The 13,946-nt window shown below is 44.2% G+C and carries 12 protein-coding genes; all 12 read right to left on the bottom strand.

All coding sequences use genetic code 11. The features are described from left to right. The gene (gene nuoM / locus FTT88_RS03300) at window positions 1-1,614 is read right to left on the bottom strand and encodes an NADH-quinone oxidoreductase subunit M (protein ID WP_078191096.1); all 1,614 of its coding nucleotides are present in this window, start codon (window positions 1,612-1,614) and stop codon (window positions 1-3) included. A gap of 1 nt (window position 1,615) precedes the next feature. After that, entirely contained in the window at window positions 1,616-3,505 is a 1,890-nt protein-coding gene (gene nuoL / locus FTT88_RS03295) for an NADH-quinone oxidoreductase subunit L (protein ID WP_078191097.1), read from the bottom strand. Next, window positions 3,502-3,810 carry an NADH-quinone oxidoreductase subunit NuoK gene (gene nuoK / locus FTT88_RS03290; protein WP_067665227.1) on the bottom strand — a complete coding sequence of 103 codons (309 nt, stop codon included), beginning with the start codon at window positions 3,808-3,810 and terminating at the stop codon, window positions 3,502-3,504. The genes nuoL and nuoK overlap by 4 nt, the downstream gene beginning before the upstream one ends. Continuing rightward, a complete protein-coding gene (gene nuoJ / locus FTT88_RS03285; protein WP_171262661.1) occupies window positions 3,810-4,328 on the bottom strand; it encodes an NADH-quinone oxidoreductase subunit J in 519 nt (172 codons plus the stop codon). Before nuoJ ends, nuoK begins: the two co-directional genes overlap by 1 nt. Then, entirely contained in the window at window positions 4,328-4,870 is a 543-nt protein-coding gene (gene nuoI, locus FTT88_RS03280; RefSeq protein WP_078191099.1) for an NADH-quinone oxidoreductase subunit NuoI, read from the bottom strand. The genes nuoJ and nuoI overlap by 1 nt, the downstream gene beginning before the upstream one ends. Before the next feature lie 18 nt (window positions 4,871-4,888). Continuing rightward, a complete protein-coding gene (gene nuoH / locus FTT88_RS03275) occupies window positions 4,889-5,905 on the bottom strand; it encodes an NADH-quinone oxidoreductase subunit NuoH (protein WP_078191100.1) in 1,017 nt (338 codons plus the stop codon). Between the two features lie 3 nt (window positions 5,906-5,908). Continuing rightward, complete coding sequence (gene nuoG / locus FTT88_RS03270; protein WP_180173668.1) at window positions 5,909-8,587, bottom strand: NADH-quinone oxidoreductase subunit NuoG; 2,679 nt, start codon at window positions 8,585-8,587, stop codon at window positions 5,909-5,911. Between the two features lie 11 nt (window positions 8,588-8,598). After that, window positions 8,599-9,930, bottom strand: coding sequence for an NADH-quinone oxidoreductase subunit NuoF (nuoF, locus tag FTT88_RS03265; protein WP_111884890.1), 1,332 nt, complete (start codon window positions 9,928-9,930; stop codon window positions 8,599-8,601). After that, entirely contained in the window at window positions 9,927-10,436 is a 510-nt protein-coding gene (gene nuoE / locus FTT88_RS03260; protein ID WP_078191103.1) for an NADH-quinone oxidoreductase subunit NuoE, read from the bottom strand. The genes nuoF and nuoE overlap by 4 nt, the downstream gene beginning before the upstream one ends. Window positions 10,437-10,450: 14 nt before the next feature. Continuing rightward, on the bottom strand, window positions 10,451-12,238 hold the full coding sequence (gene nuoC, locus FTT88_RS03255; protein ID WP_078191104.1) for an NADH-quinone oxidoreductase subunit C/D: 1,788 nt from the start codon (window positions 12,236-12,238) through the stop codon (window positions 10,451-10,453). A gap of 87 nt (window positions 12,239-12,325) precedes the next feature. Beyond that, window positions 12,326-13,003 carry an NADH-quinone oxidoreductase subunit B family protein gene (locus FTT88_RS03250; RefSeq protein WP_078191105.1) on the bottom strand — a complete coding sequence of 226 codons (678 nt, stop codon included), beginning with the start codon at window positions 13,001-13,003 and terminating at the stop codon, window positions 12,326-12,328. Window positions 13,004-13,009: 6 nt separating this feature from the next. After that, the gene (gene ndhC / locus FTT88_RS03245; protein WP_078191106.1) at window positions 13,010-13,558 is read right to left on the bottom strand and encodes an NADH-quinone oxidoreductase subunit A; all 549 of its coding nucleotides are present in this window, start codon (window positions 13,556-13,558) and stop codon (window positions 13,010-13,012) included. Between the last annotated feature and the right edge of the window lie 388 nt (window positions 13,559-13,946).

Raw genomic sequence — 13,946 nt, 5'->3', positions numbered from 1 at the left:
TTATTGCATCTCCACATTTTCAGGTTGTACAGCAATCTGCTGCACAACATCAACGACTTCTTGAACTGGGATATAGCTATTTGCAATCCACGCCATGCTTGAATTTGAAATATCAAGGAAAGTTTGTGGGAATAGACCAAGCCATACTAGACCAAGAGCACAGATTAAAAGAATCACAACTTCACGCGCATTTAAGTCTTTCAACGGATTTGCGTAATGCTGTTTTTGTTCTTCGTTTGGTGTACCAAACAATGCTTTGTGGATCAGGATTAAACCGTAAAGACCGGCAAATACTAAGCTTACTGCAGCAAGGATTGTGTACACAGGGAACTTGTCATAAGAACCCATCAAGATCAGGAATTCACCGATGAAGTTACCTAGACCCGGAATACCTACAAGTGCCGCAACAAAGAACATTAAGAAGAATGAAAGGTATTGGAACTGACCACGGATACCGCCCATCAAACGCATGTCACGTGTATGCAGACGTTCATAAACCTGACCACACATAATGAACAATGCAGCAGAAGATAGACCGTGAGCCAGCATCATAATCATCAAGCCTTGGAATGTCAGGATGTTACCTGCATACAAGGCAAGAAGTACGAAGCCCATGTGCGAAATAGATGTGTACGCAAGCAGACGTTTCATGTCTGTTTGTTGGAATGCACACCATGCACCGTAGAAAATACCGATTAGACCAAGAATGATCGCGATGTCAGCAAACTGAGCAGATGCTACTGGGAAGAATGGAATAACGAAACGTAAAAGACCATAAGCCGCAGTTTTAATCAAGATACCTGCAAGGTCGACAGAACCCGCTGTAGGTGCTTGCGCATGTGCATCTGGTAACCAGCCGTGTAATGGGAAAACTGGAAGTTTTACCGCAAAACCAATAAACATACAGATCATGAATGCATACGCAAGTGCTGGAGCTTTTGCCTCAACAGTGTGTGCAACACTCATCAAGAAGTCGTAGTTAAAGCTGATTTGACCGTGAAGTTGGAAGCCAACAACCACTAGACCCAAGATACCGATCAACATGATCAGACCCGCAACCTGAGTATAGATAAAGAATTTAGTTGCAGCGTAAACGCGTGACTTACCTTCTGCCCCTTTATGACCCCAAAGTGCGATCAAGAAGTAGATTGGTACTAGCATCATCTCCCAGAAGAAGAAGAATAGGAACATGTCAATCGCTAAGAATACACCGATCACACCACCTAAAGACCAAAGTAGGTTTAAGTGGAAGAAACCAACGTTCTTTTGAATCTCACCCCATGAACAGCCGACCGCAAGTACACCCAGTAATGCAGTTAAACCCACCATAAGCAGTGAAAGACCATCCACCGCAAGGTGAATGTTAATCCCTAAAGTGGTAATCCACGGTAGGTTAAATTGAGCAGCCCACTGTGGAGCTTGTGTACCCAACTCGTAGTTATAAGTACCGCTTTGCCATAAAACGACGGTTAACACCAACGTTAATAGCATACCAATTAAGGCAATATAGCGTGGTAAGTGCTTGTCGAGTTTATCGACAAGCCAGCATACAAAACCTGCAATGAACGGAATAAGGATCAGAGCGGGTAGAATTAAATTGTTTGGAGTTTCCATTTTATTTCCCCACGACCTGAATCACGACCAGGATCAATAGTAATGCAAACGTACCGAATGCCATACTAGATGCGTATTCACGCAATGAACCTGTTTGACGTGAACTTGTAAAGCTATTACCGCCTTTAACAAGTGCAGGCAATACAAGCCATAAGCCGTCAATTGGATCACGACCAAAGATTTTAGCCAGTAGCAAATAAGGCTTAACGAAAACAATGTTATACAAAGCATCGAAACCAAGTGCATTACGACAGATATTTGCAAGACCCGCGCCCAGTGAAGTTTTCGCGAACGATTTCACTGCACCATAAGCAAAGGCAAATAACACCACACCAACTGCAAGACCTGCAAGTGCAATACCAACAGCTGTGTATTCAGCGCTATGCATACCGTGTTCTAGTGCTTCTGGAATATTAAACGCTGGGATTTGTGCAGCATTTAAAATATTCGTTACTGGTGCTTTTAATACATAAGCTAAACCAGTTGAAAGCACTGCAAGAATCGCCAATGGACCCCAGTAAGTAACACCTTTGATTTCGTGGTAAGGCGTGTTTTCTTTACCAAAGAATACAACCCAAATAAGACGGAATGTATAAATTGAAGTTAAGAACGCACCTGCTACACCAGTCCAGTACAAGCAGTCATAAACTGCAATCGCTTGACCTTTCACCCATACCGCACCAAGAATCGCATCTTTCGAGAAGAAGCCGATCGTGATGAATGGAATCGCAGCCAATGCACCGCCACCAATCGCGAAACAAGCAAACAAGAATTTGTTTTTGTGGAATAGACCACCCATCTTGAAGATGTTTTGTTCGTGATGGTAAGCCAAAATCACTGCACCAGAAGACAAGAATAATAATGCCTTGAAGAATGCGTGAGTCAGCATGTGGAATAGACCAGCTTGGTAAGCTTCAGCACCTACAGCCATAAACATATAACCCAACTGACTCATAGTTGAGTAAGCAAGAATACGTTTGATGTCTGTTTGTACCAATGCAGCAAAGCCTGCAACTAACAATGTCACCGCACCTGTGATTGAGATGAACATCATCACTTCTGGCGCTTGTTCAAACACGCTGAACATACGGCTACATAGGTAAACACCTGCTGTTACCATTGTTGCTGCGTGGATCAATGCAGATACTGGTGTAGGACCAGCCATCGCATCTGCTAACCATGTTTGTAATGGGATCTGAGCAGATTTACCTGCAGCACCCAAGAACAACATCAATGCAGTCCAAATTGCAATCGAAGAACTCTGAGCCAAAACTGTTGGCGCAGCAGCCACAACTTCTGCAATGTTTAAAGTGCCGAATTGTTGGTAGATCAAGAACAATGCAATCAGTAAGAATACGTCACCCACACGTGTCACAGTGAATGCTTTAATTGCAGCAAAACCGTTTGCAGGTGTTTGGTAGTAGTAACCAATTAATAGGTATGAACATAGACCTACACCTTCCCAACCGAGGAATAACAACGCTAAGTTGTCACCCAACACTAAAAGCAGCATGCTTGCCACGAATAGGTTGAAGTATGAGAAGAAACGTGCAAAGTCTTCTTCGCCACGCATGTACCATGTTGCAAAGATGTGAATTAAGAAACCCACACCTGTGATCATGCCCATCATCAATAATGATAAGCCATCTAAATGAAGCGTGAAGCCCGGTGCTAAGTTACCTGCACTGAACCAAGTCCAAAGATGCTGAGTTGTTGCAACTGAACCATTATTAACAAAGTCGATACCGGCAATTAATGCAAATAAAGCTGAAAGACCCACTGAACCTGCACCAATAATTGCAGCAACTGATTCAGGAAGGTTTTTACGACCTGCCGCCAACAGGATAAAACCAATTAGCGGGAAAAGTACTGTTAAATATAAATAACTCATCCGCGCATCTCACTAGCAGCATCCACATCCAGATGATGGAAGCGATGATAGAACTGAAGGACGATCGCAAGACCGATACACGCCTCTGCTGCAGCAAGCGTTAAGATCAAGATAAACATCACTTGACCATCTGGCTGTGCCCATGCGCTTCCTGCCAAAACGAACGCTAAAGCAGCAGCGTTCATCATGATTTCAAGGCTCATTAAAATAAATAGTAGGTTGCGTCGAACCATCACACCGTAAAAACCCAGTGCAAAAAGAATGGTTGCAACGATCAAACCATGTTCTAAAGGGATGTTGCCCATTATTCTTTGTCCTCTTCTGCACCTGGCTCACGTTTGCCAAGATGGAATGCAGCGACAAGTGCGCCAAGCAATAACATCGCAGCAACTTCAACCAGCAATAAGTACTGAGTAAAGAGTGAAGTACCCACTTCTTTCGGACCGACAACTTGAGCACCCATGACAGTGCCAGCAGTTGTGTAGTCTGACTTCAACATCCAAACAAGGATTAGACCCATCAGGAAGCTCATCAACGCAGGATATGCCCACGCTGAAGAAGTCAGCCATTTGCTTTCTTGTTCAACAGTATTTTGACCAAGATTCAGCATCATCACGACGAATACGAATAGCACCATGATTGCGCCAGCGTAAACGATAATTTCGAGGGCACCGGCAAACGGCGCACCCACGATCATGAAGATACCTGCAACTGCAAGTAAAGAGATAATCAAGCTTAATAAAGCATGTACTGGGTTCGTGTTAGTTACAACACGAACGGTAGAGACGATGGCCACAAGCGCCATCAAATAAAATGGCCACATCATGGTAATAGACTCCGTACATCAACTGGTGTGCTTTCGCGTTGAGCCTGACCTTTATCTTTACCAGCAACAGCCATACCTGTTACGCGGTAGAAGTTATAGTCTGGGTATTTACCAGGACCTGAGATAAGAAGGTTTTCTTTCTCATATACTAAGTCCTGACGAACATACTCACCTAACTCAAAGTCAGGTGTCATTTGAATCGCAGTCGTAGGACATGCTTCTTCACACATACCGCAGAAAATACAACGTGAGAAGTTGATACGGAAAAATTCCGGATACCAACGACCATCTTCTTTTTCAGCTTTTTGTAGTGAAATACAGCCGACTGGACATGCAACCGCACAAAGGTTACATGCAACGCAGCGCTCTTCACCATCAGGGTCACGCGTTAACACGATACGACCACGGAAACGTGGTGGTACGATGTCTTCCGCTTTAACCTCTGGATATAAAATGGTGTCACGTTTACGTGTCGCGTGTGAGAATACCATCCACAACGAACGTACAATTGACCCAAATCCAGCTAGAAATTTAAACATTTTATTCTCCCTGCTGTCTTAGGCCTGATTCATCAGAATCACAGCACCAGTTACCAGAAGGTTAACCAACGCCAATGGCAAGCAAATTTTCCAACCAAAGTTCATGACTTGGTCATAACGTGGACGCATTAAAGAACCACGAGCCAAGACAAACATCATGACAAAGAATGCTGTTTTAATAATGAACCAGAACGCAGCTGGAATGAATGGAATATCTAGGTTGAAAGGCGCTAACCAACCACCGAAGAATAAAGTCACGATTAATGCAGAGATCAGTACGACGTTGACGTATTCGGCAACGAAGAACATACCCCATTTCATACCGCCGTATTCGACATGGTAACCTTCCGCCAATTCTTGTTCTGCTTCTGGTTGGTCAAATGGATGACGGTGAGTTACCGCAACACCCGCAACCACGAAGATCAAGAAACCTAAGAACTGAGGAATAACAAACCAAACATCACGTTGAGCTTCAACAATTTCACGCATGTTGAATGAGCCTGCAATCGCAACCACACCCATCAGTGAAATACCCAAGAACACTTCATAAGAAATGGTTTGAGCGGCAGAACGTAAACCACCAAGTAATGCGTATTTGTTATTTGATGACCAACCACCGAACAATACTGCGTATACCGCAATACCAGCCATTGCCATAAAGAACAATAGACCGATGCTCATGTCTGAAACACCTAGATAAGGTGAAACAGGAATAACCATGAACGATAGCACCGCAGTTGCCATCGCAACTGCTGGAGCCATACGGAAAGTCAATTTGTCAGCAAATTTTGGTGTCCAGTCTTCTTTGAACATGATTTTCAGCATGTCGGCAACAATCTGGAACATACCGCCCGGACCTACACGGTTCGGACCGTAACGGTCTTGCCACAAGCCGAGTAAACGACGTTCAATAAAAGACATCAACGCAGCAATCAATACCACAACCAGTAAGATCACAATTGCTTGAAGAACTGAATAGGCGATTGGCCAGTTTTCAGCCCACAGCGGCGTTTGACGGATTAATTCTTGTTCCATGAATTACACTCCTACCGCGACTGAAACAGGTTCTGCAAGCGATACTGTAGGTGCTAGACCCACTGGGTAACCGATATAACCTGTAGGTAAGTATTCAATCACTTGAACTGGAAGGATGATTTCTGCATCCCCTGCTTTCACAGCGATACGTTGACCATCTTGAATATTTAAGCGTACTGCATCTTGCTCACCCACAGCAAACATTGCTTCAGGAATACGTGATTCCATCGCAGGTGTTTTCACTGTAAATTCACCAGAAGCGAAGATGTGATGCATCGGTACAAGACGGAAGCTTTCACCATTAACCGCAACAGGTGCAGGTGCAACGAAAGTACGTGCTGGACGTTTCGCTAAACGATCGAATAAACGAACGCCTGCATCACCACCTTTTAAGTGACCACCCACGTTGTCTTGGAATTTGTTCCAAGCTTGTGGAGAGTTCCAACCTGCAGACCAAGCAAATGGTACAAGTGAAGCTGGAGTTTGGTTACCTACATAACCTTCCATAGAGAACGTCAACGCAGAGTCTTTATCGACTGGTTGTTTTGGTTCATGAATAGAAAGTGGTGCGCGCATCGCTGTACGACCTGAGTAACGACGTGGTTCACGTGCCACTTTCAGACCATGTACACGGAAGCCAGCATCTGGTGCGACATCTTGAATCGCTTCAAGTGCAGGAACGTTTTTCGCTACTGACTCGATCACGTCATCAAGAAGTGTCCAAGAAATGGCTTTGCCTTTCACGCCAGTTTCAATGGCATGTAACCAGCGCCAAGATTCTTTGATCGCAAGTTCAGGTTTATAGTAGCTTGGGTCATACACTTGGTAGAAACGTTGTGCACGGCCTTCTTGAGAGACAACAGTACCGTCACCTTCAGCAAATGAAGCAGCAGAAAGTACGATGTTGGCTTTCTTCACAGTTTCAGTTTCAGAATGATCAAGTACAATCACTTCTTTACCAGAAAGTGCAGCATTCACCTGAGCGGCTGGTAAACGACGATAAAGGTCATTTTCCACCACGATCACGGTATCGTAATCTTGTGCAAATGCTTGTTCTAAGCTTTGACCACCAAAGATCGCTAAGCCCATTGAGTTCACTTCAGGAACAGTCAATGTTAAGCCCGCATTACCAAGGTTCTGTGCAACTTGTGCAGCAGCTTCCATGATTGATGGGTCTTGCAAGCTTGTACCAGAGATGATTAATGGTTTTTTCGCAGCTTTTAAAGTGTCAGCAATGGTTTGTGCAAATGCTTTTGCATCGTCATCCAAACCTAAGATCACTTCACCTTTGACAGCAGCAGCGACCGCAAAACCTAAACGTGCAATGTCGTTAGGTGATGCAACAACTTCACCTGTTGCAACATCAGCTAAACGTGTTTGAGTTGCAGCAAGGATGTAAATCGGAGATTTGGCATCTTGAGCAATACGTTGTACAGGTTCAGCCAACCACTCTTGCGTACGGCGCTCTGCAGCCATTTCTTTGGCTTTATTTTTCGCAGCTTGGCGAACAGATAGAGCCATACGAGGCGCAGTTTGAGTCAGATCTTCACCCAAAATCAACACAGCATCGTAGCTTTCGATTTCACGCATACCAGGGTTATAAACACCTTCGGTTTGCATAATAGAAGCTGCAAGTTCAACAAGTTTTTGCTCTTTTTGAGACATACCCGTTGAGAAGTTGTCTTGACCTACAAGTTCGCGAAGCGCGAAGTTTGATTCAAGTGATGCACGTGGTGAACCGATACCCAATACTTTTTTGCCTTGGATATTTTCAATTACGGTATCCAATGCTTGGTCTACAGAAACTGTAGTTACATTTGCACCAGAACGGAATTGTGGTTGACGTGGACGATCTTCACGGTTCACATAACCTGTACCGAAACGACCTTTATCGCAAAGGAAGTATTGGTTCACGTCACCGTTAAAGCGGTTTTCTACACGACGTAGTTCGCCATAACGTTCACCTGGAGAGATGTTACAACCTGAAGAACAGCCTTGGCATACGCTTGGCGCATACTGCATGTCCCATTTACGGTTATAGCGTTCAGAGTGAGTTTTATCTGTGAATACACCTGTTGGGCACACTTCAGTCAAGTTACCAGAGAATTCAGATTCTAAAGTACCTGATTCTGGACGACCAAAGTAAACACGCGAAGCGTTTGCATACACACCAAAGTCTGTACCACCTGCATAATCTTTGTAGTAACGCACACAACGGTAGCACGCAATACAACGGTTCATTTCATGAGAAATGAAAGAGCCTAGCTCTTGGTTGTAATGCGTACGTTTTGTGAAGCGGTAACGACGACGGTCATGCTGAGTCATTACAGTCATATCTTGTAAATGACAATGACCACCCTCTTCACAGACTGGGCAGTCGTGTGGGTGGTTGGTCATCAAGAATTCAACAACAGAAGCACGGAAATTTTTTGCTTCGTCATCTTCAATCGAGATGTAGGTATTGTCAGATGCAGGCGTCATACATGACATAACTAAACGACCGCGAGTATCTTCAGGATTCGCGTATTGAGTCACAGCACATTGACGGCAAGAACCGACAGAACCTAAGGATGGATGCCAACAAAAGTATGGGATGTCGATGCCAAGGCTAAGACATGCTTGTAGCAAGTTCTCTGAGCCGTTGACTTCATACGATTTTCCATCGACATGAATTGTAGCCATAGTCGAATTCCTTAAGCTTGTTCTACGTTGCTAGTTTGAGCTGCCGCATTTACGACTTTAGCTTCAAACTCGCCACGGAAATGTTTGAGTGCGCCCATTAACGGTTCCATCGCACCTGGAGCATGCGCACAGAAAGTTTTACCAATCCAAAGCTTACGAGTCAGTTCTTGTAAGTGATCGATATCTTCTTTCTTACCTGTGCCATCTTCCAAGGCTTTAAGCGCTTTAACCGCCCAAGGTAAGCCATCACGGCATGGTGTACACCAACCGCAAGATTCACGCGCAAAGAATTCTTCTAAGTTACGTGTCGCAGAAACCATACACTGAGTTTCATCAACCACCATGAGCAAACAGGTACCTAAACGTGAACCTGCTTTCATGATGCTTTCAGCATCCATAGGAAGGTCAATGTGTTCAGCAGCAAGGAAGTCTGTAGAAGCACCACCCGGTAACCATGCTTTGAGTTTTAAACCATCACGCATACCACCGGCATGATCTTCAATCACTTCACGCGCAGTTGTACCAAATGGAAGTTCCCAAAGACCTGGGAATTTTACTTTGCCTGAAGCGCCATAAATTTTAGTACCTGGATCTTTCGACTTACCTTCAGATAAACCGATATACCATTCAGGACCACGAAGCATAATTGCGGGTAAGTTGTTGTAAGTCTCTACGTTGTTAACAATCGTAGGACGACCCCAAGCACCTGCAACTTGTGGGAATGGCGGTTTAGTACGAGGGTTCGCACGGCGACCTTCAAGCGAGTTAATCAATGCAGTTTCTTCACCACAGATATAACGACCCGCACCAGTATGCACGTGTAACTCGAAGTTCCAACCTGTACCTAAGATGTTTTCACCCAAGTAACCTTTGGCACGAATTTGGTCCAATGCTTCATTTAAGTATTGAGCCGCTTCGATGTATTCACCACGGATGAAGATATAACCCTGTGTTGCTTCTAATGTATAAGCAGCAATCAACATACCTTCGATCAACTGATGAGGAAGTTTTTCCATCAACAGACGGTCTTTAAAGGTACCTGGTTCCATTTCATCGGCATTACAGATGAGGTAACGAGGGCCTGAGTTATCATTTGGCGCCATAAGCGACCATTTGATCCCTGCAGGGAAGCCCGCACCACCACGACCTTTTACAGTCGCAGCTTTAATCACTTCAAGCACTTCTTTCGGTTGCATGCCAACAGCTTTCTTAAAGCCTGCATACCCTTCAAGTGCTTCGTAATCATCTGCACTGCGAACGTGTTCCTGTTTGCTCAAACGCCATGTGAGTGGGTGAGTTTCTGGGTTACCGTCGCCATAAATTGGTTTTGGTTCAGTATTCATACATACTTCTCCAATAACTGTTTAATTGAAGTCACTTCAACTAGACCGTGAGTGTCTTCGTCAATCATTAACGTCGGACCTTTGTCACAGTTACCTAGGCAGCAAATTGGCAATAAAGTAAAGCGACCATCTGCAGTCGTTTGACCAAATGAAATGCCTAATTCACGCTGGAATGCTTCAGCAAGTGTTTCCGCACCCATCAAGAAGCAAGCAATCGAGTCACATAATAAAATTACGTGGCGACCAACTGGTTGACGGTAAATACGGTTATAGAAAGTAGCAACACCTTCTAGGTCTGCAAGGCTCATGCTAAGCAATTGAGCAATAGCATTCATCTGTGCATCATCTACCCAGCCATTACGGCGTTGTACACACTTCAAAGCATCAAGACATGCTGCGCGTGGGTACGGATAGTGACCAATGTGATGTTCGATATCGTGGATTTCTTCCGCAGTTAAAATCCCTTCAACATTCACACGTGGTTTTTTGTCAGTCAAAATCATCATAATGCGATTACCCCTTAGCGATCCACGTCAGCCATTACGACGTCAATTGTCGCTAAATAAATGATTAAGTCAGACATTAAGCTGCCGTTAATCACAGAAGGCATTTGCTGTAAGTGCGTGAAGGTTGGTGTACGGATACGTGTACGGTAACTCATCGTTGACTTATCTGAAGTCAAGTAGTAGTTCGACGCACCTTTTACCACTTCCGCCATTACAGAGCTTTCGCCTGCTGGCATTACAGGACCCCATGACACGCTCAAGAAGTGCGTAATCAATGTTTCGATGTCTTGTAAAGTTTTATCTTTTGGTGGTGGAACAGCCAGTGGATGGTCTGCTTTGTATGCACCAGAAGGCATGTTGTCTAAACATTGCTTGATGATTTTCAGCGATTCTTCAATTTCACGGAAGTGAACAAGAACACGTGCATAAGCATCGCCTTCGTACTCTAAAGGCACATCGAAGTCGTAGTTTTCGTAGCCGCTATAAGGACGGTATTTACGAACATCGAAATCAATACCTGTAGCACGTAGACCAGTACCCGTTACACCCCAAGCCAATGCAGATTTAGCATCATACTGAGCAACATTACGGGTACGACCGATAAACACTGAGTTTTTCAGTGCCGCAGTGTAGTACTCGTTCATACGCTTCGGCATCCAATCTAGGATTTCGCGAATGAGGTGCTGCCAGTTGTTTGGCAAGTCGTGCGCTGTACCACCGATACGGAACCATGCTGGGTGCATACGGTAACCCGTGATCGCTTCGATCGCGTCATAGATTTTTTGACGGTCAGCGAACATATAGAATACTGGGGTCATACCGCCGGCATCCTGAATCGCAGTACCAATGAACAATAAGTGGTTATTGATACGGAACAATTCAGACATCATGACACGGATACATTGTGCACGATCAGGAACGGTAATCCCTGCCATTTGCTCTACGCCAAGAACGTAAGGCATGTTTTGCGCACAACCACCTAAGTAGTCAACACGGTCTGTATATGGAATGAATGAGTGCCATGTTTGACGCTCAGCCATTTTTTCCACTCCACGGTGGTGATAGCCGATGTCAGGAACACAGTCTTTCACTTCTTCACCGTCCAACTGCAAGATTACACGGAAGGCACCGTGCGCAGATGGATGGTTAGGACCCAAGTTTAGGAACATGAAGTCTTCATCATCGTTCCCACGCTTCATACCCCAATCTTCAGGTACGAAACGAAGATGTTCTTGTTCGTAATCCTGTTTCGCTTGGTTTTGGCGATAAGGCGTGTATTCAGTCGCACGTGCAGAATATTCTTTACGTAACGGGTGACCTTCCCAATATGTTGGCAACAAGATACGACGGAGCATTGGATGCCCTTCGAAGTTGATACCAAACATGTCGTAAGCTTCACGCTCGTACCAGTTGGCATTCGGCCAAATATTGGTTGCCGTTGGAATGTTTACATCATTCTCAGCTAATGCAACCTTGATACGAATATCACTGTTACGCTCTAACGATAACAAGTGATAGAACACAGTGAAGTCAGATGCAGGCAGACCATCGCGGTGTGTACGTAAACGCTCATCAACCGCAGACAAGTCAAACAGCATCACGTATGGACGTGACACCGTACGCAAGAACATTAAAACTTCTTGTACACGTGCGCGCTCAACCCAGACTGTTGGAAAGTCTTCAAAAGTCGTTTGCACGTAGAAGTTCTCACCAAATTTGGTTTTGAGCTCTTCTACAATTGCAAATGCAGGGCGGGAATCAACTGGAGTTGATTCTGGCATAGCAATGTCAGTTTCAGCCATTGGCTTGGCTTCCTATTTAATACAAATTCAGTCAATCAAAACGACAATTACACCCAGTCCGGGTGTATCAATATTTCGTCGCAGTGATTATTTAATTTCATCCATTGAGCGTAAGTTTTTCACTGCAATACGCTGTGCGTTCTTACGGTCACGTTCTGGCATCATCTTTGGCTTATACACTGGCTTAAGATCATCACCAATCACGGCCGATAAAGGACGGCGCTCAAGTTGAATCTGGTCTTGCAATAACATCAATGCCTGAATTAAAGCTTCAGGACGTGGTGGGCAACCCGGGATATACACATCGACAGGGATGATTTTATCCACACCTTGTACAACTGAATAAATGTCGTACATACCACCAGAGTTTGCACATGCGCCCATTGAGATTACCCATTTAGGCTCAAGCATTTGCTCGTACAAACGTTGAATTACAGGCGCCATTTTCATGAAGCATGTACCTGCAACAATCATCAAGTCAGCCTGACGTGGTGAAGCACGAATAACCTCGGCACCGAAACGTGACAAGTCATGCACGCCTGTTAAAGTCGTTGCATACTCTACGTAGCAGCAAGATGTACCAAAGTTAAACGGCCAAACTGAGTTTTTACGACCCCAGTTTACTGCTGTATGTGCAACATCCTCTAAACGAGTCATGAACACATTTTTATTCACTTCTTCTTCAAGCGGATCGGTAACGATTTGACGCTCTTGAAGTGGATATTGATCAGCATCCGGATTCGCACGGGTTAATGTATATTTCATCCCGTCTTACTCCTTGTCAGATGATGCAGTCGGTGACTTAGATTTCACACGACCAGATGATTGCGCTGGAATTTGACCTGTAGGGTCCATAACCAACTCTTCAATAGAGTTAAAGCGTGTGATTTCTGCGATGTCCATATTTGGTGAACCAATTTTCAACGCTTTACCTGCAGCTTTACGCTTATCAGAAGGCGCCCAATCTAATGCACCTACTTTTACCGCGTAAATTAAAGCAATCAATAAATCGACCACAAAAATAACCACGGTAGTAAAACCAAACCAGCCTGCTTCACGAACAGAAGTAGACCATGCATATAGATAAAGTGCTTCGATATCAAACACGACGAAGAAAATTGCAACTAAATAGAATTTCGCAGACAAGCGAATACGTGCACCACCAGCACCTACTACACCTGACTCAAACTGCTCTTGCTTAGCACGACCCCATGATTTACCCCCAAGGAGTAAAGGGACGGTCAGCATAAAGACGCAAAGGAATGTAACGCCGATCACGAAGGCAATAATTGCCCAATCGTATGGAGTAATGGCACTCATGCGGGGATAACTCCTGGCAGGCCTATTTATTAACAAAGAATGTATGTATTGGCCTTCAAATACACCAAACACAAAATTAATCCCGCCAATTGTACCTGATTGAGGAGGCTTCTTGCTAGCTTATCGGTATTCGTCTTTAGGATGATTTTTTAATCATTTCAGCATTTAAATTGGGTTTACTCCCTTAAAATTAGGATTAATCGCTTAATTAGATTAGATTGCATTTTTTTATTAATTATTACATTTATGTGATTTTATCAGAAAATTATGACTGTTCAGTTTCATCAACAAACCCTTCATTTCTCAGCATACACGTTCAAATTGGCGTATTTTTATCAACTGTGTCATTTATTAAATAAATACTCCCCCACCTCAACTTTGTTGTTTC

This window comes from Acinetobacter sp. YH01024 (assembly GCF_013420195.1).
GTDB lineage: Bacteria > Pseudomonadota > Gammaproteobacteria > Pseudomonadales > Moraxellaceae > Acinetobacter > Acinetobacter amyesii.
Note: the sequence above shows the minus strand (reverse complement) of the source record. Positions and strands in the feature narration are given on the sequence as shown.

Excerpts from the sequence above, each read along its gene's own strand:
- nuoM (WP_078191096.1), bottom strand. The coding sequence starts at position 1,614 with ATGGAAACTCCAAACAATTTAATTCTACCCGCTCTGATCCTTATTCCG.
- nuoL (WP_078191097.1), bottom strand. The coding sequence starts at position 3,505 with ATGAGTTATTTATATTTAACAGTACTTTTCCCGCTAATTGGTTTTATC.
- nuoK (WP_067665227.1), bottom strand. The coding sequence starts at position 3,810 with ATGGGCAACATCCCTTTAGAACATGGTTTGATCGTTGCAACCATTCTT.
- nuoJ (WP_171262661.1), bottom strand. The coding sequence starts at position 4,328 with ATGTGGCCATTTTATTTGATGGCGCTTGTGGCCATCGTCTCTACCGTT.
- nuoI (WP_078191099.1), bottom strand. The coding sequence starts at position 4,870 with ATGTTTAAATTTCTAGCTGGATTTGGGTCAATTGTACGTTCGTTGTGG.
- nuoH (WP_078191100.1), bottom strand. The coding sequence starts at position 5,905 with ATGGAACAAGAATTAATCCGTCAAACGCCGCTGTGGGCTGAAAACTGG.
- nuoG (WP_180173668.1), bottom strand. The coding sequence starts at position 8,587 with ATGGCTACAATTCATGTCGATGGAAAATCGTATGAAGTCAACGGCTCA.
- nuoF (WP_111884890.1), bottom strand. The coding sequence starts at position 9,930 with ATGAATACTGAACCAAAACCAATTTATGGCGACGGTAACCCAGAAACT.
- nuoE (WP_078191103.1), bottom strand. The coding sequence starts at position 10,436 with ATGATGATTTTGACTGACAAAAAACCACGTGTGAATGTTGAAGGGATT.
- nuoC (WP_078191104.1), bottom strand. The coding sequence starts at position 12,238 with ATGGCTGAAACTGACATTGCTATGCCAGAATCAACTCCAGTTGATTCC.
- FTT88_RS03250 (WP_078191105.1), bottom strand. The coding sequence starts at position 13,003 with ATGAAATATACATTAACCCGTGCGAATCCGGATGCTGATCAATATCCA.
- ndhC (WP_078191106.1), bottom strand. The coding sequence starts at position 13,558 with ATGAGTGCCATTACTCCATACGATTGGGCAATTATTGCCTTCGTGATC.